The organism is Pseudomonas sp. FG6, from assembly GCF_057809015.1.
Window position 1 is genome coordinate 1 of record NZ_JBMDJD010000025.1, and the last position, 26006, is coordinate 26006.

Genomic DNA, 26006 nt, shown 5'->3' on the forward strand with positions numbered 1-26006 from the left:
CCCCCCCCCCCCCCCCCCCCCCCCCCCCCCCGACCAGGGTGTGGGCTTCGTCGATGAACAGGATGATCGGTTTCGGCGAAGCCTGGACGTCTTCGATGACCTGGCGCAGGCGCTGTTCGAATTCGCCTTTCATGCTCGCGCCAGCCTGCAACAGGCCGACGTCGAGGCTGCGCAGTTCCACGTCCTTGAGCGATGGCGGCACGTCACCGGCGACGATGCGCAGGGCAAAGCCCTCGACCACCGCAGTCTTGCCCACGCCGGCTTCACCGGTGAGGATCGGGTTGTTCTGCCGGCGGCGCATGAGGATGTCCACCAGTTGGCGGATCTCTTCGTCGCGGCCCACGATCGGGTCGAGCTTGCCGCTGCGGGCCTGTTCGGTGAGGTCGACGGTGAAGCGCTTGAGTGCTTCCAGCTTGCCCATGGCGCTGGGGGCCATGGCGCCGCTGGCTTCGCCAGGCACGCTACCGGCGTTGAAGCCGTCGCTGGCGGTCAGGGCATTTTCCGGCGAGTCGCCGACGTATTCGTCAAAACGTTCGCTCAGGGCTTCGACCTTGACCTTGTCGAACTCCGACGACAGCCCCAGCAGGGCGTGGCGCAGGCTCGGGGTCTTGAGAATACCCAGCACCAGGTAACCGGTGCGCACCTGGCTTTCGCCGAACATCAGGCTGCCGTAGACCCAGCCACGCTCCACCGCTTCTTCCACGTGGGACGACAGGTCGGTGATCGACGTCGAACCCCGTGGCAGGCGGTCCAGGGCTTCGGTCAGGTCGCGGGCCAGGCGTGCCGGCTCGATGTTGAACTGGCGGATGATGCGGTGCAGGTCCGAGTCCTGCAATTGCAGCAACTGGTGAAACCAGTGGGCCAGTTCCACATAAGGGTTACCGCGCAACTTGCAGAACACGGTGGCGGCTTCGATGGCTTTGTAGGCCACGCTGTTGAGTTTGCCGAACAACGCGGCGCGACTGATTTCACCCATGCTCATGGCTCCTTGAGGTCTGTGAGGTGGTGGCCTGTTCGGCGTAATGCCGGGCCAGGATTAAATCGTTGGCATCTGTCTCGGGTTTCCCCAGCCAGGTGTTGAACCCCAGGCGGAAGCGACCGTTGAGTTGCAGCGCCGGGACTTCGGGTTTTTCCAGGACCAGGTTCAGGTCCCAGTCCAATTCATGGCCCAGGTATTCGGCGACCCAGGCCACCAGTTCGTTGAACGGTTGGCTGCCGGGCAGCATGCCCATGTAGTCGACGAGCTTGAGTGGCCCCAGGCGAATGCGGAATTTGTGCTGGCGATCCCACACGTAGCGGCCCAGGCAGAAGTCCACGCCCAACTGATGGGCGCTGACGCCGACGCGGCTGCGCTCGGGCAACTCCAGCCATTGGCCGACGTATTCCTCGATCTCCACCGGCAAGCCGAAGTATTCGCTGAGGATCGCCTTCAAGCCGTCCGGATAGCGGGTCTGTGCCGACAAATGGCCGCTGTAGTGCAGCTTCGCCGTGTCGGGGATCAGGCCTTGGTCGAGCAGACTCGGCATGCCCCGGCCACTGAATGCTGCCAGGCGCGCCGACCAGTAGTCGTCGTCCGGGCGGTCATGGCTGACGGTCGGCCGTGCTTCGGCCCAGGCCCGGTAGAACAGGCTGAGCAGGCGATGGTGGAACACGTCGAGGAAGCGCTTGCTGGTGCTGTCGGCGTTGTTGCGCTGGCGTTCGCGCACGTACTCGGTGATGTGCAGCGGCATCGGGCCGTTGGGACCGCCGAGGCCGAAGAAAAACTGCTCCAGGCGCGCCGGCGCACCGTCGACCCCCGGTTGCACCGAGGCCAGGGTCGCTGGGGCGAAGGTGCACTCGGCCTGCTGTCCCAGGCGCAGCGGGTCATCGGCCAGGCGCAGGGAATGGCCCAGGCGCGGCAGCTCGGGGGTTTCGCACTCGATACGCCGCAACGCCTGGAAGAAGTCGTATTCCCAGGGTTCCTGGTGCATCGCCTCCAGGGTACTCACAGGGTCGGACGACGTCCGGGCTTGGCTTTCCATCGCATGATCTCGCCACGTTCGGTGGTGCGCACCACCGTCTCGGTAAAACTGTTGATCGACACGTAGCGTGCCAGGAAGCGCTCGAACACGGCGCCGAGCAGGAACACCCCGGTGCCGCGAAACGCGTTCTCATCGAATTCCAGGGTGATCTCCAGGCCACGACCGAACACGATCGGGCCGGGCATCGGCAGGCGTCGGGTACACGCTTTGCTGCTGACCTCGCGCAGGCCTTCGATCTGCAATTGCAGCGCCGCGTCGTTGCTGTCGCCATACAGGCGCAACAGCTCGCGCAGGGCGGCCGCGCCTTGTCCCTGTTCGCTGAGGGACAGGTAGTTCAGCGACAGCTGGCTGATCAGCCGCCAGGCCTTGGCATCGTGGGCATGGCTGGCCCGCGGGCGGCTTGGCCCGGCCACGCAACGCACGGCCGAGACCGGCGCGCTGTCGGCCAGGGTGAAATCGGTCTTGCCGCTGCCCACGTTCATGAACAGCGGCAGGTCGCGGTTGGTGCACAACGCCGTCACGCCCAGTTGGCGCAAGTCGTGGCGATAGGGCGCCTGCCGGCTGTCCACCAGGCTGACGAAGGTTTCGCTGCCCACATAGGTCGAGCGCGGCCCGTTGCGGCGCTGGTCACTGGACAACACGCGCGGCTCGCGACGCACCGTGTAGTAGGCCTGGTCGCGGCCATAGCGCGACGGATCGCGTACGGCATAGAACGGCAGGAAGGGTTGTTCCGGTCCTGTGCCGTGGCCGCTGAGGCCGGTCAGCGAATGCACCTCGAAATCCATCGGCCGGGTACGGTCGGCGATGACGTGGTGTTCGTTGACCCGGTCCGACAAGTGGATGCGGTCCAGGCGCTTGGGAAACAGGTTGATGGCCGGGGTGCAGAACGGCAGGAACTGCGCGGTACCGACGCTGCCTTCCAGGCTCGGGTCATGGCGGTTGAACAGCACGATCAGCTCCAACTCCTGGCCGTCGCAGCGCTGGACTGCACGGCTGAGCTGGGTGAAGTCGACAAACAGGAAGCGCTGGGGCAGGGCGAAATATTCCTGCAGCAGGCGATAGCCCTGGAAGGCTCGCGACACCACCGGCAGCGCGGCGTCGGCGTCGTCGAAACCCCGCGAACGCAAGGCATCCTGGGGCAGGCGCTCGACCCAGTTGCCGCCGGGCTGGCGGGCAAACACCGCGCAGGCGTTACCCAGCAGTTGTTCGTAGAGGCGGAACGGCTGTTCGTCGGCGCCGCTGAGGTACAGCGGCAGGTTGTCCAGCGCCAGGCTGTTGAACGGCAGTTCAGCGCCGGTGCGCAGGGTCAGGCGCAAGCCGGCCTTGGCCTTCGGCTCGCTGGCGGCCAGGCGCCCGAGCACCGTGGACGGGTTGCCGAAATACTCGGCATGGCTGACCTGCAGCGGCCACAACGTCACCGGGTGCGCGGTGCGGTACTCGCAACAAGTCTGGGTTTCCCGCCCCAGCGCGGCGCGCAGGGCGGTGTCGCGCGGGAGCGCAAAGCCACTGCTCAACGAGCCTTCGTCGGGGTCGGCCTGCAACTGCACCACGGTCATCGACGGTGTCGGCGCCAGGTAATGGGGGTAGGCGATTTCCAGCAGGTTATGGGTGAAGGTCGGGTACTCGGCATCGAGCTTGAGTTGCACCCGCGCCGTCAGGTAGGCGAAGCCTTCGAGCAGGCGCTCGACATACGGGTCGGCGCAGTCCATGCCGGACAACGTCAGCCGACTGGCGATCTTGGGGTATTCCTTGGCGAACTCCGCCGCGCTTTCGCGCACGTGGTGCAGTTCCTGGTTGTACAGCTCCAGCAGGCGCGGGTTCATGGGCGCCTCCGCTGGTCGGCATTGACGACTCGCACGTGTCCGGTTTCCAGGTCCAGGTCGGTTTGCAGCATCAGGCGCAGCGGTACGGGCTGGGCCCACAGGTCGCCTTCGATCTCGAAGCTCAGGGCGTTGTGGTTCATTTCCGCCGTCGAGCGGGCGCGCACCCGCAGGGTATGACGCAGGATGCGCGGTTCGAACGTGGCGATGGCCTGGTGGATCAACGCCTCCAGTGCCGGGACGTCGACGTTCGACGCGCTGTTGCCGGCTAGCGCCGGCAGCCCGAAATTCACCACCGACGTGCCCGCCGCTGTGTGCAGTGTGGCATCGGCGTCGAGCAGTGAGGTGGTGTTGAGCAGCCACGCCAGGTCGCGCAGCACCGAGGCTTTGAGCTGGGTGAGCGACAGCACGCGCTTGTCGGCGCTTTCCTTGGGGTTGGTCGGATCGTCATCGGTCAACCGGTCCAGCAGGGACGGTTGCAGGCGATCGCGGGTGGCGATTTCGGTTACCACGTAAAGGGTGCTACGTACATTTTCTGGTCTCCGCCGGAGCCGCAGGACGCATATCGGCTGGCCGGTCCTGCCTCAAAACCTGCTGGCATCTGACGAATAGCCTGCATTTTGCTCAGGCAATCGCGGCTGGGGGCCGGCATGTGTTCGCTGCGCCAGACCGCAAATATGGGGATATTGTTGAACATTTCTACGCGCAGTTTTTGCTGTTTATCCAGGCTGAAGCCGCAAGGCCATTCCATGTCCAGCTTCAGGCGGCTCTGGTCGGGTTTGACCAGCGTGCATTGGCCCTGGTCGTCCACCAAGCTGAGTGGTTGGCCTAGGAAAACGGCCTGGGTGGTTGGCGTCGCGGCATGCTCGGCGCAGGCGGTCAGGCTCGATAACAGGCCGCCAATCAAAATCGCGCAGTGAACCTTGCTCATAAGAGCTCCCAGAACCAGATCGCTCGTGAACGATAGCCGGGGTCGTCATAGCCAAGGGTCAGGCCACGATTCCAAAGGTCGATGTGATCGCCGGTACGATTGTCTGAAGACTCGCCCACTTGCTGGAAGCAATCCTTGAAGAAGATCAGCCCCTTCTTGTCCATCAACTTGCGGCGCTCTGCTGCACTGCCGCCGAGAATCAATGGCTGCCCCAGGTGATGTTTCCACAGCCAGTTCGCCAGCGATTCGGCGCCCCGGGCGTGTTCGTGCGCGCACTTGGGTTCGGTGTAGGTGGACTTGTTGACCTTGATGGTCAGTTCGGTATTGAGCGTGATGCTCATGCGGATAGCGCACTGGTTCGCCCACGGCCCGTCGCAGGGTTTTGCGTCGGGATAGGTCGCCAGCAGATCGGAATACGCTTTCCACAAATTGATAAACGCAGGCTTGGCCATGACTCAGATACCACGCTGGTAAGAATTGGATTCGAGCAAGCACCAAACACCCCCGGCGCGTGGCGCCGGGGGCGTGTTCGATTACACCTTAACGTTCTGACGGATGTTCCAGCCGAACTTGACCGGACCGCCTTCCTTGGTGCCGTCGGCTTTCTGCGGCTGGTAGTCCACCAGCACCTTGGCGAAGTTCAGGGTGACGTTTTCGGTCAGGCGATCATCGCTGCCCGAGCCGCCAGTGCTCAGGGAGGTGATCAGCACTTCTTCCAGGTTGATGATCATGTACTCGACCTGGCTTTCGCCGCCGGCCTTGCGCACGGTCAGCTTGACCTTGTCGATGTGCTTGCCGCTGGCGCAGTGCATCATCAGGTTCGGGGATGCCTTGTCGACGTACTTGGTCAGCGACAGGTCCTGGACGTTGACCTTGCCGGCACCGCCGCCGCTGCCCACGTGCATGTTGCCGGATTGGGACATGCCCCAGCTCCAGTTCAGGACGTCGATCTCGTCCTTGTGGGCCTTGTCCATGGACTCGCCCTTGATGTCGCCGATCTTGATGAAAATATCAACAGCCATGTTTTCTCCCTGTGTGGTCTCTACCACGTTGTTTGGTTGACGCCGACCTTGCGAAATTCGTGTACAGCAGTGTTCTTCAACTCACTGGGTATCCCCTTGGAATACCCCTGTGGCGAGGGCGCTTGCTCCCGCTTGGGTGCGTAGCGCCCACAAGAAGGGGTCGCTGCGCCCGAGGCGTCGGACCGTCCCAGCGGGAGCAAGCGCCCTCGCCACAAGGGGCGTCACAGGGAAGCCCCATTTCAACCTCTGCTTACGCGCCCTTGGCCGAAGGCAGTTTCGATACCAGGCGCAGCGACACGGTCAGCCCTTCGAGCTGATAGTGTGGGCGCAGGAAGAACTTGGAGTTGTAATACCCCGGGTTGCCTTCGACTTCCTCGACGATCACCTCGGCCGCTGCCAGTGGGTGCTGGGCCTTGGTGGTCTCGGTGGAGTGCGCCGGGTCGCCGTCGACGTAGTTGAGGATCCAGTCCTGCAACCAGCGCTGCATCTCGTCCTTCTCTTTGAAGGAGCCGATCTTGTCGCGCACGATGCACTTCAGGTAATGGGCGAAACGGCAGGTGGCGAACAGGTACGGCAGGCGCGCAGCCAGGTTGGCGTTGGCGGTGGCGTCCGGGTCGTCGTATTCGGCCGGTTTCTGCAATGACTGGGCGCCGATGAACGCGGCGAAGTCGGTGTTCTTCTTGTGCAGCAGCGGCATGAAACCGTTCTTCGCCAGTTCCGCTTCACGGCGGTCCGAAATGGCGATCTCGGTCGGGCACTTCATGTCCACGCCACCGTCGTCGGTCGGGAACGTGTGGGCCGGCAGGTTTTCCACTTCGCCGCCCGATTCAACGCCGCGAATGCGCGAGCACCAGCCGAAGTGCTTGAACGAACGGTTGATGTTCACGGCCATCGCGTAGGCTGCGTTGGCCCAGGTGTACTTGGAGCTGTCGGCACCGTCGGTGTTTTCTTCGAAGGCGAAGGCTTCCACCGGGTCGGTCTTGGCGCCGTACGGCAGGCGCGCCAGGAAGCGCGGCATGGTCAGGCCGATGTAGCGCGAGTCTTCCGATTCACGCAGCGAACGCCAGCCGGCGTATTCCGGCGTGGTGAAGATCTTGGTCAGGTCGCGCGGGTTGGACAGTTCCTGCCACGAGCCCATGCCCATCACTGTCGGCGAAGCGGCAGAGATGAACGGCGCGTGCATGGCCGCGCAGACTTTCGACAGCTCGCCCAGCAGCTCCACGTCCGGAGGCGACTGGTCGAAGTAGTAGTCGCCCACCAGGCAGCCGTAAGGCTCGCCGCCGAACTGGCCGTATTCTTCTTCGTACATCTTCTTGAAGATCGGGCTCTGGTCCCACGCGGTGCCCTTGAATTTCTTCAGGGTCTTGTGCAGGTCGGGCTTGGAGATGTTGAGCACGCGGATCTTGAGCTGCTCATCGGTCTCGGTGTTGTTGACCAGGTAGTGCAGGCCACGCCAAGCGCTTTCCAACTGCTGGAAGTCCGGGTGGTGGATGACCTGGTTGACCTGGGCGGTGAGCTTGGCGTCGATGGCGGCGATGATCGACTCGATCGACTTGATGGCGTCGTTGGACACCAGGTCGGTCTGCGACAGGGCCTGCTCGGCCAGGGTACGCACGGCGGTCTCGACGGCTTCGCGGGCGCGTTCGGTCTTGGGCTTGAACTCTTGCAGCAGCAGGGAAGCGAACTCGCTGGTTTCTTCGGTCGCGCCCAGGTTCTGCAAGCCTTCGCGGGCTGTATTGTCAGTCATGATCATTGGTCCTGTGCTGGCTTCGGCGCGCTCGCCAGGGCCTGCAACAGCGCTGGGTCCTTGATCGCCTTCATGATGATTTCTTCGGCACCGGTCTTGCCGTCCATGTAGGTCAGCAGGTTGGCCAACTGGGTACGTGCCTCGAGCAGTTTGTTCAGCGAGTCGACTTTGCGAGCCACGGCGGCCGGGCTGAAGTCGTCCATGCTTTCAAAGGTCAGGTCCAGGCTCAGGTTGCCTTCGCCGGTCAGTTCGTTCGGCACATTGAACGCTACGCGCGGCTTCATGGCCTTGAGGCGCGAGTCGAAATTGTCGACGTCGATCTCGAGGAACTTACGATCGGCCACGGGTGCCAGAGGCTCGGCGGGCTTGCCGGCGAGGTCGGCCATTACCCCCATGACGAAGGGCAACTGGACCTTTTTCTCGGCGCCGTAGAGCTCGACGTCGTACTCGATCTGCACTCGAGGCGCGCGGTTGCGCGCGATGAATTTCTGAGAACTTTGCTTCGCCACGTTGCTGCTCCTGGTCGCTTGAGCGACGGTGTTGGCGTCATCGGCGAAACCGATGACGTGACTGCGTGATCCGCTCGCTTTTTATTCGCTGTCTGGGCCGCGCAGGTTTTCAAATTGACTCATACCGTCGGGAATCAGGTTGCGCACGATGGCTGCAAAATCGGCGTTGACCAGATTCTTGGCCCGGTTCAACAGCACCGGCAGGGGGCTGGAGGGCTCGTGACGGGTGTAGTAAGCGAGAATCCGGTCCAGGCTGCGCAGCACGTCGTCGCGGCTGCTGATCTCGCCGCTGCTGGTGTTCTGGGCGGCGCGCGGCGCACTTGGCGCGGCGGTGTGCTCAAACGCGGCGGCGCCATCGTCATTGACGGGCTCAGGCTCTGTGCTGTCGCCACTCTGCGGGGCGAACTGGCCGAGAATCTGCAGGGCCATCTTCAGCGGTTGCTTGAGCGGGCCAAGGTCTACGCCCTGGGCGGAACCGACCTGGTCGCTGACCTCTTGCTCGATGGCTTCGGCGGCGCTGCGGGCTTCCAGCAGGGCGGCGCGAATGATGGCCAACTGTTCGGGATCGCTGTCGAGCAGGGCTCCGGTGAGCTGTTCGGCGCCGAGGCTTTCGTCGGCGAAATTCTGCAGGCCGCTGGCGTTGGCGGCGGCGCGCAGGCTGACTGGGCCGAAGGTTCGCGAGCGCACCAGGATGCTTTCGCGCAGCAGGCGAATGGTGACATCCGAGGTCAGACCGGTCAGGGCATTGATGCGCACGGTGGGATCGTTGTCGTCATCGGCGTCCAGGCGCGGGTGTAGGTCGGCCCAGTATTGCTTGAGCAATTCGCTGATCAGCGTGAGCACACGGGCGAGGCCGGGAATGCCTTCCAGGGCCAGGGAGCTTTGCAGCAGGAAATGGGTGATGCGCAGGTCTTTGCTGCGTTGCAGCAGATCCAGGCTTTGCTGCTGGATGCTGCGCCATTCAGGCGGTTCGGCAGGCAGGATCGAATCGCCCATGCTGCGCTCGGGTTGACCCCGGGAGTCGCGCTCCAGGCGCAAGAAGTCCGCGTCATATTCCAGGTCTTCACCGCATGGTGAGGTCGCGGAAACGGCGGCGAGCAGCAAAGGCACATCCACTTGGATCGATCTCCCTATCACCCGCTGAAGAAGTCGGGCAGTTCACACGCAAGTTCCGGATGAAACTTCACATGTTTCCTTGACGATAATGGCATCGTTAGATGCGCAATGATCTTAAAGTGCCATCATCTATATTCAAGAAGTTGTGCATTTTTGGTGTAGTACTTATGGCTTGTCAAGGTAAGCTATTTCACCAGTGTAGCCCCCATGTAACAGTTGTGATGGGCTTAACAGCCTGCCCGACTCGTCGGTCGAAGCAGCCACTGACGTGGGGTTTTTGTCATGCAAGCCGGTTATGATCAGCCCTCATGCTGGCAAAAAGCCGTTTAGCACGGCGGTTAGCAAGGTTGTCGGTGGGTGGCCAGGGACTTGAGTCCTCAAATGTGCACGCCCGCGCGCGCGAAGTATTAAGCAAGGAGGCGAGATGCCGCTGTGTTTGACTATCACTAGTTATCACAAGATTACCCCAGGCCAATGTTCTGAGAAGTCCATGGACCAGGGAGTGATGGCAATTGGCCGTAATTCCGATAATGACTGGGTATTGCCGGATCCCGAGCGCCTGGTGTCGGGCAAACATTGCGTTATTCAATACAAAGATGGGCGCTATTACTTAACCGATAACAGCACTAACGGTGTGGAATTGGTCAAGGCCGGTGTTCGTTTGCGCAAAGGCAACAGCGAGCCGCTGCAAGACGGCGAAGTGATCCGTATCGGCGATTACGAGATCCAGGCGCGCGTCGATTTCAGCCTGCCGGTTGCCGGCAGCAATCCCTTTGCCGAATCCCCCAGCAGTTTCGAAGCCTTGATGGGGCGCCAGAGCGCCAGTGCGCCAGCGCCGGTGTCGATCGCGGCGGCGCCACCCGCGCACTTCCAGGGCGGCTCGGCCATGGACACCCTGCCGGACTTGTTCGACTTTCTGACGCCCAGCAGCATTCCGCCGGCCACCCAGCCTGACCACGTTCCGGCCCAGCAACATGATTTCCGTCCGCCGACGCCCATCCCGCGTCCGGCGCCGATTCCAAGCCCTGTGTCGGTGGCCGAGCCGCTGGCGATGCCTTCTGCCTCGGTGATACCGGAAGACTGGGATCTGTTCAGCGACAAGCCCGCGCCCGTGGCGGTGACGCCCCTGCCCGTCGCGCCAGCGCCTGTCATCGAGCCGGTCGCGACGGCGCTGCCACCCATTCCCGATGTCGAACCGGCGCCGCTCGAATCCGCTCCCTTTGAAGCCGCTCCCTTCGAAGCGACTCCATTCCCCTTCGAAGCGGCTCCGCTGCGCGAGGCGCCGGTGACCCGCGTCGAAGCCCCGGTTGCGCCTCCGGCTGTCACCCCGGTTATCACGCCAGTGGCAGCCCCGGCGCCACCTCCGGTCACCGCCCCCAATCCGGTGGACGCTTCCCAGCCCGACCTGCTGCAGGCCTTCCTGCGCGGCGCCGGGCTTGACCAGTTGCGCCTGGACAAGGCCCAGGCCGAGGCGCAGATGGAGAGCATCGGGCGCAGTTATCGGCTGATGGTCGAAGGCCTGATCGATGTGCTGCGTGCCCGCAGCAGCCTCAAGGGCGAATTCCGCATCCAGCAGACGATGATCCAGCCGGTGGAAAACAACCCGCTGAAGTTCGCCCCCAACGTCGACGAAGCCCTGTTGCTGCTGTTGCGCCATGGCAACCAGGCGTTCATGGCCCCGGACGCGGCGGTGCGCGACAGCTTCGACGACCTGCGCGCTCATCAACTGGCGGTGATGGCTGGCGTGGAGGCCGCGATCAAGCATTTGCTGGCGCGCTTCGAGCCGTCGCAACTGGAAGAGCGCATGGCCAAGCCTGGTGGGTTGTCGGGTATTTTCGGCGGCTCGCGACAGGCCCAGTACTGGCAGCAGTTCACCGAGCTCTACAGCAACATTTCCCGCGAAGCCCAGGAGGATTTCCAGGACCTGTTCGGACGTGAATTCAGCCGTGCCTACGAAGAACACAGCACGCGACAGCGACGCCGCTGATCGGCTTCGTTCTAACCTTTCGATAGCAAACAACGGATAGCTCAAAACGTCATTGAGGACGCAGGATGATTCACAGGTTTTTACTCGCAGTCGCCACCGCGCTTCTGCTGACGGCGTGTGCCAAGGACACGGCCCAACCCCAGCCCGAAGAGGCTGAGGCCGATACCGCCGCCGTCGAGCTGCATTTCCATGCCATTGCCGGTCTCAACCTCGGCGCCACTGGCCAGCCGGCACCGGTCCGGGTGCGTATTTTCGAATTGAAGAACGCCGCCACCTTTGGCCGCGCCGACTATTTCGCCTTGGCCGAACGGGCCCAGGCGACCCTCGGCGCCGACCTGCTGGACCAGGACGAAGTGCTGGTCCAGCCCGGCCAGCAGTTGAGCTTGCAACGCGACCTCGACCCGGCCACTCGTCATATCGGAATACTGGTGGGTTATCGCGAGCTGGATCGGTCGCTGTGGCGCACGGTGATGAATGTCCCGGCGCGTCAATACACCGAATACCAGATCAGCCTCGACGTGCGCGCCGTGCGCAGCGACGTCGTCGTTCTCCCAACCAGCCCAGCCCAATAAGCAATCGGAGCCCCCATGTCCTGGAACAATCGCGTGGTCTGGTCGGAAGGCATGTTCATTGGAACGCAGCACTTCCAACAGCATGACCGTTACCTGGAAAACCTCATCGATGCCCGCAGCCGTCCGCTGTCGGCCGGTGCCTGGGGGTTCTGCGAACTGCTGATCGACCAGGGCCTGCTGGCCCAGGGCAAGCTGGCGATCATCTCGGCGCGCGGCCTGTTGCCCGACGGCACGCCTTTCAACATTCCCCAGGATGACGTCGCGCCAACGCCACTGAACGTCGACGACAACCTGCGCGACGGCCTGGTGTACCTGGCCCTGCCGCTCAAGCGCGCCGGCGCACGGGACACCGTCGACGAAGGCGAAGAGCTGGGCGCTGCACGCTACGTGAGTCAGGTGAGCGAGGTCCGCGACGACAACGCACCGTTCGAAAACCGCGCACCGGTGGCCCTGGGCGCCCGGGCGCTGCGCTTGTTGACCGAACAGGACGGCATCGGCGACTACGCTGCCGTCGGTGTGGTGCGCATCAAGGAAAAGCGCGCCGACCGCGCCCTGGTGCTCGATGATGCGTACATCCCACCGCTGCTGGACGTGGCCGCTTCCAAGCCGCTGGCGGCGTTTCGCAGCGAACTGCTGGGCCTGCTCCATCAGCGCGGTGAAGCCTTGGCCGGGCGGGTGGTGGCGTCCGGTGCCGGTGGCGCCTCGGAGATCGCCGATTTCATGCTGCTGCAACTGGTCAACCGTGCCCAGCCGCTGATCCAGCACCTGAGCCAGTTGAGCCCGTTGCACCCCGAACGTTTCTACAGCGAGCTGGTGAGCCTGGCCGGGGAGTTCTCCACATTCACCGCCTCCGGACGACGACCGCAACCTTATCCGCAATATCAGCACGATGACCTGGCGCTGAGCTACGCGCCGGTGATGCAGGCCTTGCGTGAAGCCCTGTCGATGCTGATCGACAGCAAGGCCACGCCGATTCCGATTGTCGAGAAAGCCTACGGTATCCACGTGGCGATGCTGGCCGACAAGACCTTGCTCGACAGCGCCAGTTTCATTTTGGTGGTGCGCGCCGATGTCCCCGCCGAGACCCTGCGCGGCCGCTTCGGCCAGCAGAGCAAGGTCGGCTCGGTGGAGCACATTCGCGACCTGGTCAACCTGCAACTGCCGGGCATCGGCCTGCTGCCGTTGCCGGTGGCGCCGCGGCAACTGCCGTACCACGCCGGTTCCACTTACTACGAACTCGACCGGGGCAGCGATCACTGGCAGCAGTTGAGCAACTCCGGCGGTTTTGCGTTCCACATCGCCGGCCAGTTCCCTGGGCTGAACCTGGCCTTCTGGGCGATTCGAGGATAAACCGCGATGAGCAACGACGATCGTACCCAGTTCATGCCGACGCCCGGTGGCCGTGGCGCGGACCCTTTGCGCCAGGACCCGTTCCGTCCGGATCCGGGACGTCCCCAGCAGCCGGCGCCGGCATCGGCGCCGCTGTCGATGCCGGCGGCGCCGGTCCTGACCGGCAAGGCCCAGGGCCTCAACCCGCTGGAAAGCGCTGCCGGCCCGCTGTTGGCCCTGCTCACACGCCTGCGCAGCACCATCGCCCATCCGGCACCGGCCAGCCTGCGCGCGCAACTGTTGGCCTACCTGCGTCAGTTCGAAGAGCGTGCCGAGGCCGCCGGCGTGGTGCGCAACGATGTGCTGCTGGCGCGCTATGCCTTGTGCACCGCCCTGGACGAAGCCGTGCTGAGCACCCCGTGGGGCGGCACCAGTGATTGGGGCAAGCAGAGCCTGTTGATCACCGTGCACAACGAAGCCTGGGGTGGCGAGAAAGTGTTCCAGCTGCTGGAACACTGCCTGCAAAGCCCTCGCGAGCGCCTGTACCTGCTGGAGCTTTTGTACCTGTGCATGTGCCTGGGTTTCGAAGGGCGCTACCGGGTGATGAACGACGGTCGCAGCCAGTTGGAAGCGTTGCGCGAGCGCACCAGCGCGGTGATCCGCAGCGCCCGTGGCGAGTATGAGCGTGAACTGTCGCCACACTGGCGTGGGGTCACCGTGGCCCGTGATCGCCTCGCCCAATTCATGCCGCCGTGGATCGCCGTGGCCATCGGTGCCGCGCTGCTGTTGGCGTTGCTGTTCGGCCTGCGGATGAAACTGGCGTCCGATGCCGAGCCGGTGTTCAAGAACATTCACTTTTTGGGCGAGATCCCGGTGCAAACCATCGACCGCCCGGTGGTCCAGCCCAAAGTCGTCGAGCGTCCCCGCCTGGCCGGCTTTTTGGCCGATGAGATCAAGGCCGGTCGGGTGGCGGTGGAAGACGCCGTGGATCGCTCGGTGGTGACCATCCGTGGCGACGAACTGTTCTCCTCCGGCAGCGCCAGCATCAAGGACGATTTCGAGCCGCTGATGCTGCGCATCGCCGACGCCGTTCGCCGGGTCAAGGGCCAGGTGCTGGTGACCGGTCACAGCGACAATCGGCCGATCGCCACCCTCAGATTCCCGTCCAACTGGGCGTTGTCCGAGGCGCGGGCGCAGTCGGTGCTGCAAATCCTCTCGGCCAAGACCGGCCAGCCCGAGCGCTTCAGCGCCGAAGGCCGCAGCGACACCGAGCCGCTGGCTTCCAACGCCACGACAGAAGGACGTGCGCGCAACCGTCGGGTTGAAATCACAGTATTGGCGGAGGGAGTCGAGTGAAGGCTTTTTTCAGTTTTATGATCCGCTGGGTCATCCCGGTGCTGGGGCTGATCGCCCTCAGCCTGATCATCTGGTTCGTCGGCCCGCTGCTGGAATGGCTGGTGCCCGAAGGTCGCCGCTGGGCGCTGATCATCCTGGTGTTCGCGGTGTGGATCGCCTACCGGGTGTTGCGCATCATCCAGGCCCGCCGCCAGGCCGCCGAAGTGATGCGCAGCCTGGCCGCGCAAACTCCGCCCGACCCGAGCAGCATCGCCACGGCCGAAGAACTCGAAACCCTGCGCCAACGCATGGACGAAGCCCTGGCCCTGCTCAAGAAAGCCAAGCTGGGCGGCGACGAGCGTCGTAACCTCTACGAACTTCCGTGGTACGTGATCATCGGCCCGCCGGGTTCGGGCAAGACCACCGCGCTGGTCAATTCCGGGCTGCATTTCCCGCTGGCCGCGCAACTGGGCGCCGGCGCGGTGCGTGGCGTGGGCGGTACGCGCAATTGCGATTGGTGGTTCACCGACGAGGCGGTCCTGCTCGACACCGCTGGCCGCTACACCACCCAGGACAGCGACGCGACCGTGGACAAGGCGGCGTGGCTAGGCTTCCTGGGCCTGTTGAAAAAACAACGGGCTCGCCGTCCGATCGACGGTGCGTTCATCGCCATCAGCCTGTCCGACCTGCTGCTGGGCAGCGATGCCGAGCGTGCCGCCCATGCCGCGGCGATCCGCTTGCGCATCCAGGAGTTGTACACCCAATTGGGCGTGCGCTTCCCGGTCTACCTGATGCTGACCAAGCTCGACCTGGTGCCCGGGTTCATGGAGTACTTCGACACCCTGAGCAAGGAAGAACGCGCCCAGGTCTGGGGCATGACGTTTGCCCTGGACGACGGCAAGAGCACTGACAGCCCGCTGGCGCACCTGCAAAGCGAGTTCGCCGGCCTTGAGCAGCGCCTCAACGACCGTTTGGTGGAACGCTTGCAGCAAGAGCGCGACCCGGCGCGGCGTGACCTGATCTACGGCTTCCCGCAGCAGTTCGGCGCCCTGAAGGATTGCCTGCAAAGCTTCCTCGAAGGCGTGTTCAAGCCCAACGCCTTCGAAGAGCGCGTGTTGCTGCGCGGTGTGTATTTCACCAGCGGCACCCAGGAAGGCAGCCCGATCGACCGCCTGATCGGCGCCATGGCCCAAAGCATGAACCTGGACCGCCAGCACCTGGCACGCCAGACCGGCACCGGGCGCAGCTACTTCATCGAAAAACTGTTCAGCGCGGTGGCTTTCGCCGAGCGCGGCCTGGTGGGCGTCGACCCGAAGGTCGAGCGTCGGCGCAAGTGGATCGCCCGGGGTGTGCTGGCCTCCACCGTTCTGTTGGTGCTGGTGGTCAGCACGTTGTGGTGGGTCAGCTATCGCGCCAACCAGGCGTACATCGCCCAGGTCGACCAGAAGGTCGCGCCATTGGGCCAGACCGTGCAGAACCTCAGCCCGGCGCAACGCGACGTGCTCGCCGTGCTGCCGCTGCTCAACGCGGTCAAGCACTTGGCCGGTGATGCGCCGAGCTGGGCCGAAGGCCTGGGCCTGTACCAGGGCGACATGCTCGAAGCCGAGTCCGCCAGCGTCTATCGCAAGTTGCTGATCGCCGTGTTCGCGCCACGCTTGCTCACGCGCATCGAAGAGCAACTGCACAGCGGCGGCAACTCGGACTTCCTCTACGAAGGCTTGAAGGCTTACCTGATGCTCGCCGACAACGAGCACTACGACCCCGACTTCATCAAGGCCTGGATTGCCCTGGATTGGGATCGCACCTTGCCGCGCGACCTGCCGGCCGAGCAGCGCATGGCCTTGAACGAGCACTTGCAGGCGTTGTTCGAACGGCGTCCACCAACCGCGCGCCTCGATCCGCGCCTGGTCGAAGACCTGCGCCGCCAGCTGCAACAACTGCCGGTGGCCCAGCGGGTCTATGACCGCATCAAGCGCCAGAAGCTGCCCGAAGGCATCCCGGATTTCCGCATCAACGAAGCCGCCGGGCGTGACGCCGCACTGGTGTTCAGCCGCAAGAGTGGCAAGCCATTGGGCGAGCCGCTGAGCGGCTTCTTCACCGTCAAGGGCTACCGTCAGGGCTTCTTGCTCACCAGCCTGAGCCAGACCGGCACCCTGGCCGAAGAGCAATGGGTGCTGGGCCACGAACAGGCCGATCAACAGAACGTCGCCAGCCTAGCCGCCGACGTGCGCCGCCTGTATTTCCAGGACTACCAGCGCCAATGGGACGCCCTGCTGGCCGACATCGACTTCGTGCCGATCACCAGCGTGGCCCAGGCCGCCGACGTGCTGCGGGTGCTTTCCGGACCGACCTCGCCGTTGAAAAAACTGCTGGTGGCCGTGGCCAAGGAAACCGACCTGCAACAGGACGAACGCCTGCTGGCCGCTCAAGGCGCGCCAGTGGAAGGCGGTGTGGATAAGCTCAAGGAACGCCTGGGCAGCCTGCTCGGCCAGGAACAGGCAACACCGAACGCCCCGGCGGCCAGCGATGACCCGATCACCGCGCACTTCGCCGAGCTCAACAGCATCGTCAATAAAAACGAAGGCGAACCGGCGGCCATCGACGGCCTGCTGTCGGACATGAACGCCTTGTACGTGCAGGTCAGCGCCATGGTCGGCGCCAGCGGCGATGCCTTGCTGGGCGAAGCCAAGAACCAGGCGAGCGCCGCCGCTACCCGTGTCAGCCTCAACGCCGAACGCCAGCCGCCGCTGGTGCAGGGCCTGGTCAAGTCGGTGGTCAATTCCACCACCAATACCATGATGGGCGGGGTGCGCAACCAACTGAACGCCGCCTGGACCAGCGAAGTGGTGAACATCTATCGCCAGTCCCTGGCCGGGCGCTACCCGATGTCGCCGGGCAGTGCGCGGGACGCGACCCTGGATGACTTCGGTCAGTTCTTCGGCGTCGGCGGGGTGATGGACAACTACTTCCGCAAGTACCTGCAGCCTTACGTCGATACCTCGACTCCGACCTGGCGTTGGCAGCCGGGCGCGGCGCAGAAACTCGGCATCGCCCCGGGCGTGTTGCAGACCTTCCAGCGCGCGGCCTCCATCCGCGATGCGTTCTTCCGTTCCGGTGGCACCCAGCCGATGGTGCGTTTCGAACTCAAGCCGGTAGCGATGGACTCGACTATCACCCAGTTTCTGCTCGACCTCGACGGCCAGCAACTGAGCTACGACCACGGCCCGAGCCGGCCGACCGCCATGCAATGGCCGAACCCCGGCAGCATCGGCGTGGTGCGGATCTCGATCATGCCGCCGTCGTCCAGCGGCCGTTCCGGAATCACCCTCGACGGCCCGTGGGCCTGGTTCCGGCTGCTGGAACAATCGGACCTGACCGCCGGCAATTCGCCGGACCGCTTCAACCTGCGGTTGCGGGTCGACAACGCCAGTGCCTCTTACGAGCTGCGGGCCAACAGCGCCTTCAACCCGTTCAAGAGCCGGGTGCTCAGCGGCTTCAGCTTGCCGGAGCGGCTATGAGTACAGCGGGTTTCTATGGAAAGTTGGCCAGTCGCGGGGACTTCGTCAGCCGTGGCTTGCCCCAGAGCTTTATCGGTCCTTGGGATTCCTGGCTGGCGGCGGGTTTGCTCGCCAGCCAGGCCAGTCTCGGCGAGCGTTGGCTGGATGCCTACCTGGTCAGCCCGTTGTGGCGCTTTTTGGTGGCGCCGGGCGTGTGCGGGCCGGACGCTGCCGTGGGCGTGGTAATGCCGAGCATCGACCGGGTCGGGCGCTATTTTCCGTTGACCGTGGCGGTGTTGCTGGAGCCCGACGCGGACCCGGCCTCGGTGGTCGGCGGCGCGGATGATTGGTTCGAGCGGGTGGAAAACCTGCTGTTGAGCACCTTGAATGTGGAGGCCAGTTTCGAGGCCTTCGGTGCAGAGCTGGAAAGCCTCGGCAGCCCGACGGCCGTGCCGCGCACCCCGAGCGGCCGGTTCGCCAGCCTGCACCGCTTCGATGCCACTGACCCGCAGCAGCGCATGAGCGCTTTGGCCGAGTCGGCCTGCGAAGGCATGAGCCTGTGGTGGGGCCAGGGTTCGGAGCGGATCGCTCCTGGTTTGATGCGCTGCCAGGGGTTGCCGGCGGCGGCGGATTTTGCGCAATTTTTGCTCGGCCAAGAAGGTGTGGTGTAGATGCGTCCAAGCGCTGGGAAAGCATTCAAGTCGGCAAGCAAGAGCCACGTCGGCATGGTCCGCCAGGTCAACGAAGACGCTTGCCTGGATCTGCCGGAAAACGGTTTGTGGGTCGTCGCCGATGGCATGGGCGGGCACGCGGCGGGCGACTACGTCAGCAGCTTGATCGTCGACAGCCTGCGCAGCATTGCCCTGGGGCGCTCGCTTGACGAATACGTCGCGGCGCTGCAAAGCGACCTGCTGCGGGTCAACGCCGCCGTGCGCGAGGAAACCGCCAACCGTGGCGTGACCATGATGGGCAGCACCGTGGTGGTCCTGGCCACGCGCGACTTGCGTGGCATGTGCCTGTGGGCCGGTGACAGCCGCTTGTACCGCCTGCGCGACGGCGTGCTCGAAGGCATCTCCCGTGACCACAGCTACGTCCAGGACTTGCAGGACAGCGGCCTGCTCAGCGAAGCCGAGGCGCGGGTGCACCCACGGGCGAATATCGTCACCCGCGCCATCGGTGTCGAGGCGCAATTGAACCTGTCGACGGTGGAGCTGCTGCTGGTGCCGGGCGACAGCTATTTGCTGTGCAGCGACGGGCTGACCAAGACCGTCGAGGATGACGAAATCCGCGAAGTGCTGAACCACGACGAACCCGGCGAAATCGCCAGCAGCCTGGTGTCCCTGGGCCTGATGCGCGGCGCGCCGGACAACATCACCGTGGTGGTCGTGAAGGTGCCGTCATGAGCCTCACCCTGAACATCCAGATTCCCGGCTACGACATCGAAGGGGCCATCGGCGAAGGCGCGATGGCCAGTGTCTACCTGGCGACCCAGCGTTCGCTGGAGCGTAAGGTGGCGTTGAAGGTCATGGCGGCGGCGCTGGCGGCCGACCCGACGTTCTGCGAGCGCTTCCTGCGTGAAGGCAAGACCCTGGCGCGCCTGTCGCACCCGCACACCGTCACCATCCACGACATCGGCAACGTCGGTGAGCTGTATTACATGGCGATGGAGTACCTGCCCAACGGCACGCTCAAGGAGCGCATCGCCGAGGGCCTGACGCCGGAGCAAGGCCTGATCTACATCCGCCAGATCGCCTCGGCCCTGGGTTATGCCCACGGCCTGGGCCTGGTGCACCGCGACGTGAAACCGGCCAACATCCTGTTCCGCGCCGATGGCACGGCGGTGCTGTCGGACTTTGGCATCGCCAAGTCTTTGGACGACCGCACCCAGTTCACCCAGGCCGGCTTCGCCGTCGGTACGCCCAGCTACATGAGTCCGGAACAAGCCCGCGGACAGGACATCGACGGGCGCGCCGACCTGTATGCCCTGGGCGTGGTGCTCTATGAAATCCTCGTCGGCAAGCTGCCGTACACCGGCAGCGACGCGCTGTCCACGGCCCTGGCGCACCTGACCGAACCGCTGCCGGAACTGCCGGTGCACCACGGCCGTTATCAGGAAGTGCTGCGCAAGCTGCTGGCCAAGGATCCGGCGGAGCGCTTCCCCGACGCAGCGGCGTTGCTGCGGGCGCTGGATAACTTGCCGCAGGAATCGGCCGAAGCGACGCTGATCCGCCCATTGCCGTTGCCGGTCTCGACGAAACCGGCAGGCGCGGACCTGGCGGGTTTGACGCCGGTGTCCATCGACATCCCGAGCGGTCCTGCGCAACCGCAAGCCCGGCCCCAGCCGACACCGCCACCCGTGAGCCCGCCGCCACGGCCTGTCGCGACACCGCCGCGCAAGACCCCGGTGTTCGCGTTGGCGGGCGTCGCCGTGGCCGTTGCGCTGGCCTTGGGCGGCGCCGGTTATTGGTGGATGTCCGGTGATGCCAGGAAACCCGAGAAGCCGCCCGTGGCCAACACGACAACGGTGAAGCCTCCCGAGGCGACGCCGACCAAGACGCCTGAAGCACCGCCGGTCAAGCCGCCTGCGGCGCCACCGGTACAACCACCCGTGGCAAGCGAGGCCGACGGTGGCCAGCGTCCGCTGCTGATGGCCGGCAAGAAAACCTTGTTCCAGCGCGTGCTCAGCAAACCGGGAGCGAAACTGGCCGATGCGCCGGGCGCGGCCCCGGACAAGGCACTGCCGGCGTTTTCTGTGCTCTATGTCTATCAGCGCAAAGACGTCGATGGCAGCCCATGGGTGCGGGTCGGCGCGGCCACCGACGGCCGCAGCGACGGCTGGTTGCCGGCCGCCCAGGTCAGCGACTGGAAACAAAGCCTGGTGCTCAAGTTCACCGAGCGTTCCGGTCGTGCGCCGGTCATGTTCCTGCGTCAGCCCGGCGATGTGGAAAAACTGCTGGCGAACCCTTCGAGCGCCAAGAACGTGCTGCTCAAGGCCCAGCAGAGCCCACAGGACAACCAGCAAGTGCTGGCCCTGGAGCCGGCGGCCAGCGCCGTACCGCAGAGCCAGTTCTACCTGTTGCCGATCTTCGATGCCCGCGAGAGCCTCGACGACAACGGCCAGCCGGTGCAATTGCTGAACGTGGCCTCCATCGACCCGGGCGACACGCCCAAGGCCACCACCAACGCCCCCATCCTGACGGCCAACGCCGACGCCTTCCGCACGGCGGTGGTGCTGGTGGTGGACACCACGGTGTCCATGCAGCCCTACATCGACCAGGTGCGCGATGTGGTCCACGAGCTGCAAAGCCGCATCGCCGAGCGCGGCGAGTTGGACAGTGTCAGCTTCGGGCTGGTGGGTTTTCGCAACAGCACCAAGAAGACCCCGGGCCTGGAGTACGTCGCCAAGACCCTCGTCACCCTGGAGCAGGGTCGCGACCCGCAACGCTTCATGGAACTGGCGCGGCAGGTCAAGGCGTCCACGGTGTCGAGCCATTCGTTCAACGAAGACGCGTTTGCCGGCGTGATGGAAGCCGTCGAAGGCATGGACTGGTCCGGCTACGGCGGACGCCTGATCCTGCTGGTCACCGACGCCGGCGCCCTGCGCAAGAACGACCCGCTGGCCGCCACGCAGATGAACGAGGCCGAAGTGCGCCAGGCCGCGCTGGGCAAGCAGATCAAGATCTACGCCCTGCACCTGCTCAGCGACGCCGGCAAGAAAACCCATGCCGGTGCCCAGAGCCAGTACCGCACCCTGACCGCCGACGCCAACCCGCAGATCGGCGACCTGTACATCCCGGTGCCGGGCGCCGACGTGCGCAAGTTTGGCGAGCGCGTCGACGAGATCGGTTCGGTGTTCGCCGACCTGGTCCACCAGGTGCGTAGCAACAAGGCGCAAAGCGTGCCGATGCTGGGCGCGGCGCCGAGCGTGGCCGACAAATCGGCAGCGGTCGGCTACGCGATGCACATGGACTTCCTGGGTCGCAAGACCGCCAGCCAGGCACCACAACTGGTCAGCGCCTGGACCGCCGACCGCGACCTGACCAACCCGGCGCTGCCGGCGTTCCAGGTCTGTGTGATGCTGACCAAGCTGCAACTCAACGACCTGCAACAGTCGCTGAAACTGATCGTCGACGCGGCCCGCAAGACCCAGAGTTCGCCCAAGGATTTCTTCCAGGAAATCGCCAGCGCCAGTGCCTACATGAGCCGCGACCCGTCGGCCTTGCGCAAGGGCGGCAACCTGGCCGACGGCGGGATTCTGGGTGAGTACCTCGAAGGGCTGCCGTACCGCAGCAAGTCGCTGAACATGACCCAGGACTTGTGGTTGTCGTTGAGCGTGGCCGAGCAGGAAGACTTCATCGACGAGTTGGATTCGAAAATCCGCCTCTACGAAACCTTCCACAATGACCTGGCGAACTGGGTGCGCTTCGGCGACGCCGAGCCGGGTGACGCCCTGTACCGCGTTCCGTTGTCGACGCTGCCGTGATGCTGAACCTGAACGCCGTGCACAAGAGCCGGGGCACCGGCAGCCAACGCTACAGCCTGGTGATTCCACGGCTGCAATTGCGTGGCGGTGAACAACTGGCGGTGGTCGGCCCCAGCGGCTGCGGCAAGAGCACCTTGCTCGACCTGCTGGCGCTGGTGTTGGCGCCGGACCAGGCCGGGCAGTTCGACTTTGCGCCCGCCCACACGCCGGTCGACATCGCCAAATTGTGGCGCGCGTCGCAACAGGACACCTTGGCCGAGCTGCGCAGTCGTCACCTGGGTTATGTTCTGCAAACCGGCGGCTTGCTGGGATTTCTGGATGTGCGCGGCAACATCGAGTTGTCGCGCAAACTGCTTGGCTTGAAGGATGACGGCAGCGTGATGCGCCTGGCGGGACAGTTGGACATTGCCGATCAACTGGCAAAAAAACCGGCAGACTTGTCCGTCGGCCAGCGCCAGCGCGTCAGTTGCGCCCGGGCCCTGGCCCATGGACCGCGCCTGCTGCTGGCCGATGAGCCGACCGCCGCCCTCGACCCGTTGAACGCCGAGCGCGTCATGCAGTTGCTGGTGGCCCAGGCCCGTGAACAGCGCGTGTGCTGCGTCGTCGCCACCCACGACGAAGCACTGGCCCGTGCCAGCGGCTTGCAGGTGCGGCGCATCAGTTGCCGGCGTGACGCCGATGGCGGCGTCACCGCCACCCTCGGGGAGGCCAACTGATGCGCAGCGCACTGGTGGCCTCCCTGGCTTGGCAGGATTACCGCAACGACGCCTGGTTGTCGGCCTGCTCGGTATTGGCGCTGGTGGCCGTGGTTGCGCCGTTGCTGGTGCTGTTTGGCCTGAAATTCGGCCTCGTCACCAGTCTCACCGAACGCTTGCAGAACGACCCCGCCACTCGGGAAATCATTCCCTTGGGCGGCGGTCGTTTCAGTGCTGAGTTCGTCGAACAACTGAGCCAGCGCAACGACGTCGCCTTTGCCTTGCCGCGCACCCGGCAGATCGCGGCCACGGCGGACCTGAGTGGCGAGGCTTCGGTCGTCACGGTCGAGATGATTCCCACCGCCGCCGGCGATCCCTTGCTAGACCGTTTGCCGGTGCCGCAAGGGTTGGAGCAAGTGGTGCTCAGCCAGACCGCCGCCGAAAAGCTCGGGGCCAAGGCCGGCGATTGGTTGCAGGCCAGTTTCGGCCGTCAGGTGGCCGGTCGCAGTGAGGCGCAGCGCACGCGGGTCCAGGTGCTGCAGGTACTGCCACTGGAGGCCTTTGCCCGGGACGGTTTGTTCGCGCCGCTGGCCTTGCTGGAAGCGGCCGAGGACTACCGCGACGGTCGCGCCGTGCCCGCGTTCGGCTGGCCCGGCGATGCGGTGAGCGTGGCCGGACAACGGGTCTATCCGGCCTTTCGCCTGTACGCCCGCAGCCTCGGCGACGTGGAGCTGCTGCGCCAGTATTTCGCGGCGCACAACCTGTTGGTGTCGACCCAGGCCCAGACCATCGCACAAGTGCAATCGTTGAGCCGCAACCTGTCGATCGTGTTCTGGATCATCGCCGGGTTGGCCTTGGCCGGCGCGTTCGCGGCGATTTCTGCCGGGGCCCTGGCGGCGGTCGAGCGCAAGCGCCGGGAGCTGTCGGTGTTGCGCCTGCTGGGGGTGTCGACCGCTGCGCTGTTGTGGTTCGTGGTGTTGCAGGCGCTCTACAGCGCCACGTTTGCGGCCCTGCTGAGTGCCGGCCTGTATGGCCTGGCGCAGTCGGGCCTGAATTATTTATTTGCGCAGATGCCCGGCGAATACGCCAGCCATCTGCTGGTGCGTCATTACCTGTTGGCCCTGGTGGCTGTGCTTGGCGTCAGCGCCGTGGCAGCGGCCTGTGGTGGCTGGCGTGTGGCGCGCATCCAGGCGTGTGAAGGAATCCGTGATGTATAAGTTATTGGGCGCCGCCGTGGCGCTGAGCCTGGCCAGTCTTGTCTGGGCGGATGAAGGCAGCGACAAGCTGGACAACCCCAAGCCGTTGCCCGACGACGTCAGCCTGCCGCTGCCGTGTGACGGGCAGATGGTTTTCCGTTACGTCTACATCCTCGCCCAGGGCACCCTGGACGACCGCGAGATCAGCCTCGGCTACCCGTTCAGCGAAGGTGAGGCGGGCTATCAGCAGTCGTTCATTTCTGGCTACCGGCGTGACTTCATCAACGGCCAGTTCACCCTCAAGGACCTGCCCAAGGACTGGAACAAGACCATCACGCCGTTGATGCCCAAGACCGACGCCAAGACGCCGCTCAAACCAATGCTGTATTTCATCGGCAAGTACGAAGTCACGGCCCGGCAATACGCCCAGGTCATGGCCCAGGCGCAATCGCTGGCCAGCGGCGAACCGGCACCGGCCTGCGAGGCCTTGCAAGCCGACCTGCCCCAAGGCGTGGCCGGGCGTTTGCCGAAGGTGAAACTGTCGAAATTCGAGGCCGAGCGCTTCGCGGCGGTGTACAGCGCCTGGCTGATGAAATACCACAAGGACCTGCTGCCGGTGAGTGGTCGCGGCACTGCGGCTGAAGACGGCGGCCTGGGCTTCGTGCGCCTGCCCACGGAAGTGGAATGGGAATTCGCCGCCCGTGGCGGCCAGGCGGTTAGCCGCCAGGACCTGGAAGGACGCCTGTTTCCCCGACGCCTGGAGGGCAGTGAAAGTGACGGGCCGCTGGCCGATTGGGCGGTGTTCAACCAGGTCGCCGGCGGCACCGGCCAGGCCGCGCGGCTGATGCCCATTGGCACCAAGCTGCCGAACCCTATCGGTCTGTTCGACGTGGTCGGCAACGCTGCCGAGATGGTCCAGGAATCTTTCCAACTGGTACACGCCGGTCGCCGCCAGGGTGCTTACGGTGGCTTCGTGGTCAAGGGCGGCAACTACCTCGAAGGCGAGGGCACGCTGTTCACTGGCATGCGCCGCGAATACCCGTTGTTCGCCGCCGACGGCACCGAGCAGAGCAACGAAACCACCGGTTTGCGCGTGGCGGTCGGTGCCTTGTCGGCGCCGCGTTCGCGCTACAAGGAACTGTTCGCCCAGTGGCAGAAAGAAGGTCGCCTCGCGTCCCTCACCGACGCCATCGACGAGGCCGACGACCCGACCAAGCGCCTGGACAGCATCATCGCCGCCAACACCGATCCGCGCCTGCAAGCCGAGTTGGGCCTGGTCAACGAAGAGCTCAAGCGCAACGTCTCGCTCATCGCCCAGCAGCGCGAGGAGGCGGCCGGCAACCTGATCCAGTCTTCGGCCCTGGTGGCCGAAACCGTCAACAACTACAACATCCGCCTGACCAACCTGCAAAACAGTCGACAGGCGGCCCTGGACGCCAAGGACGAGGCCAGCGCCACGCTGTTCGCCACGGCCATCGACAACGGTCGCAGTGCCCTGGAGGGCGCGGTGGCGATCTACATCGACAACCTGGCCACCGGCACGCGCTACACCGATGCCGTGATCCAGGCGCAGTTTCAACGCATCAAGGAAGAGTTGGAGCGCAAGCCGGTATTGGGCAAGAGCCTGGTGGCGCGGGCTACGCTGTTCGTTCGTCATGTCGGGGACTATCGTCAGCAAAAACGAGCCGACCCGGCAACGATATTGAAGGAATTGCTCGCATCGAATGCCCAGCGGTCTTGAGCATT

21 protein-coding genes are annotated in these 26006 nt (G+C 64.7%); 11 read left to right on the plus strand and 10 right to left on the minus strand.

Features of this window, described 5'->3' with window-relative positions; all coding sequences use genetic code 11:
• The 10 genes from ACODSJ_RS16935 to tssA all read right to left on the minus strand — a co-directional run.
• On the minus strand, positions 1-976 hold a 976-nt coding region (locus tag ACODSJ_RS16935), incomplete at its 3' end, for an AAA family ATPase (RefSeq protein ID WP_489102818.1).
• On the minus strand, positions 969-2021 hold the full coding sequence (gene tssG, locus ACODSJ_RS16940) for a type VI secretion system baseplate subunit TssG (RefSeq protein ID WP_489102819.1): 1053 nt from the start codon (positions 2019-2021) through the stop codon (positions 969-971). The genes tssG and ACODSJ_RS16935, both read right to left, overlap by 8 nt.
• Positions 1985-3844 (minus strand): type VI secretion system baseplate subunit TssF, encoded by a 1860-nt coding sequence (gene tssF / locus ACODSJ_RS16945; protein WP_489102820.1) that lies wholly within the window; start codon positions 3842-3844, stop codon positions 1985-1987. Before tssF ends, tssG begins: the two co-directional genes overlap by 37 nt.
• The gene (gene tssE, locus ACODSJ_RS16950; protein ID WP_489102821.1) at positions 3841-4353 is read right to left on the minus strand and encodes a type VI secretion system baseplate subunit TssE; all 513 of its coding nucleotides are present in this window, start codon (positions 4351-4353) and stop codon (positions 3841-3843) included. Before tssE ends, tssF begins: the two co-directional genes overlap by 4 nt.
• On the minus strand, positions 4347-4772 hold the full coding sequence (locus ACODSJ_RS16955; RefSeq protein WP_489102822.1) for a hypothetical protein: 426 nt from the start codon (positions 4770-4772) through the stop codon (positions 4347-4349). The genes tssE and ACODSJ_RS16955 overlap by 7 nt, the downstream gene beginning before the upstream one ends.
• Positions 4769-5224 (minus strand): T6SS effector amidase Tae4 family protein, encoded by a 456-nt coding sequence (locus ACODSJ_RS16960; protein WP_489102823.1) that lies wholly within the window; start codon positions 5222-5224, stop codon positions 4769-4771. Before ACODSJ_RS16960 ends, ACODSJ_RS16955 begins: the two co-directional genes overlap by 4 nt.
• Before the next feature lie 81 nt (positions 5225-5305).
• Positions 5306-5794, minus strand: a complete 489-nt coding sequence (locus ACODSJ_RS16965; RefSeq protein ID WP_260962731.1) for an Hcp family type VI secretion system effector — start codon at positions 5792-5794, stop codon at positions 5306-5308.
• A gap of 250 nt (positions 5795-6044) precedes the next feature.
• A complete protein-coding gene (gene tssC / locus ACODSJ_RS16970) occupies positions 6045-7541 on the minus strand; it encodes a type VI secretion system contractile sheath large subunit (protein WP_489102824.1) in 1497 nt (498 codons plus the stop codon).
• A 2-nt stretch (positions 7542-7543) separates the two neighbouring features.
• A complete protein-coding gene (gene tssB, locus ACODSJ_RS16975; protein WP_489102825.1) occupies positions 7544-8050 on the minus strand; it encodes a type VI secretion system contractile sheath small subunit in 507 nt (168 codons plus the stop codon).
• Between the two features lie 81 nt (positions 8051-8131).
• Entirely contained in the window at positions 8132-9166 is a 1035-nt protein-coding gene (gene tssA, locus ACODSJ_RS16980) for a type VI secretion system protein TssA (RefSeq protein WP_489102826.1), read from the minus strand.
• 424 nt (positions 9167-9590) lie between these two features.
• Here tssA and tagH point away from each other — a divergent pair, with 424 nt between their 5' ends.
• The 11 genes from tagH (at position 9591) to ACODSJ_RS17035 (ending at position 26001) form a co-directional block, all read left to right on the plus strand.
• The gene (tagH, locus tag ACODSJ_RS16985) at positions 9591-11153 is read left to right on the plus strand and encodes a type VI secretion system-associated FHA domain protein TagH (RefSeq protein ID WP_489102827.1); all 1563 of its coding nucleotides are present in this window, start codon (positions 9591-9593) and stop codon (positions 11151-11153) included.
• A gap of 65 nt (positions 11154-11218) precedes the next feature.
• Positions 11219-11725 carry a type VI secretion system lipoprotein TssJ gene (gene tssJ, locus ACODSJ_RS16990; RefSeq protein WP_489102828.1) on the plus strand — a complete coding sequence of 169 codons (507 nt, stop codon included), beginning with the start codon at positions 11219-11221 and terminating at the stop codon, positions 11723-11725.
• Between the two features lie 15 nt (positions 11726-11740).
• Entirely contained in the window at positions 11741-13075 is a 1335-nt protein-coding gene (gene tssK, locus ACODSJ_RS16995) for a type VI secretion system baseplate subunit TssK (protein ID WP_489102829.1), read from the plus strand.
• Between the two features lie 6 nt (positions 13076-13081).
• Positions 13082-14410, plus strand: a complete 1329-nt coding sequence (locus ACODSJ_RS17000) for a DotU family type VI secretion system protein (protein WP_489102830.1) — start codon at positions 13082-13084, stop codon at positions 14408-14410.
• The gene (gene tssM, locus ACODSJ_RS17005) at positions 14407-17907 is read left to right on the plus strand and encodes a type VI secretion system membrane subunit TssM (protein WP_489102831.1); all 3501 of its coding nucleotides are present in this window, start codon (positions 14407-14409) and stop codon (positions 17905-17907) included. Before ACODSJ_RS17000 ends, tssM begins: the two co-directional genes overlap by 4 nt.
• Positions 17904-18557, plus strand: coding sequence for a type VI secretion system-associated protein TagF (tagF, locus tag ACODSJ_RS17010; RefSeq protein ID WP_489102832.1), 654 nt, complete (start codon positions 17904-17906; stop codon positions 18555-18557). Before tssM ends, tagF begins: the two co-directional genes overlap by 4 nt.
• Positions 18558-19289, plus strand: coding sequence for a PP2C family protein-serine/threonine phosphatase (locus ACODSJ_RS17015; RefSeq protein WP_489102833.1), 732 nt, complete (start codon positions 18558-18560; stop codon positions 19287-19289).
• Positions 19286-22369, plus strand: a complete 3084-nt coding sequence (locus ACODSJ_RS17020; protein ID WP_489102834.1) for a serine/threonine-protein kinase — start codon at positions 19286-19288, stop codon at positions 22367-22369. The genes ACODSJ_RS17015 and ACODSJ_RS17020 overlap by 4 nt, the downstream gene beginning before the upstream one ends.
• A complete protein-coding gene (locus ACODSJ_RS17025; protein ID WP_489102835.1) occupies positions 22369-23085 on the plus strand; it encodes an ABC transporter ATP-binding protein in 717 nt (238 codons plus the stop codon). The genes ACODSJ_RS17020 and ACODSJ_RS17025 overlap by 1 nt, the downstream gene beginning before the upstream one ends.
• Positions 23085-24281 (plus strand): ABC transporter permease, encoded by a 1197-nt coding sequence (locus ACODSJ_RS17030; RefSeq protein ID WP_489102836.1) that lies wholly within the window; start codon positions 23085-23087, stop codon positions 24279-24281. Before ACODSJ_RS17025 ends, ACODSJ_RS17030 begins: the two co-directional genes overlap by 1 nt.
• On the plus strand, positions 24274-26001 hold the full coding sequence (locus ACODSJ_RS17035; protein ID WP_489102837.1) for a formylglycine-generating enzyme family protein: 1728 nt from the start codon (positions 24274-24276) through the stop codon (positions 25999-26001). Before ACODSJ_RS17030 ends, ACODSJ_RS17035 begins: the two co-directional genes overlap by 8 nt.
• Positions 26002-26006 lie beyond the last annotated feature (5 nt).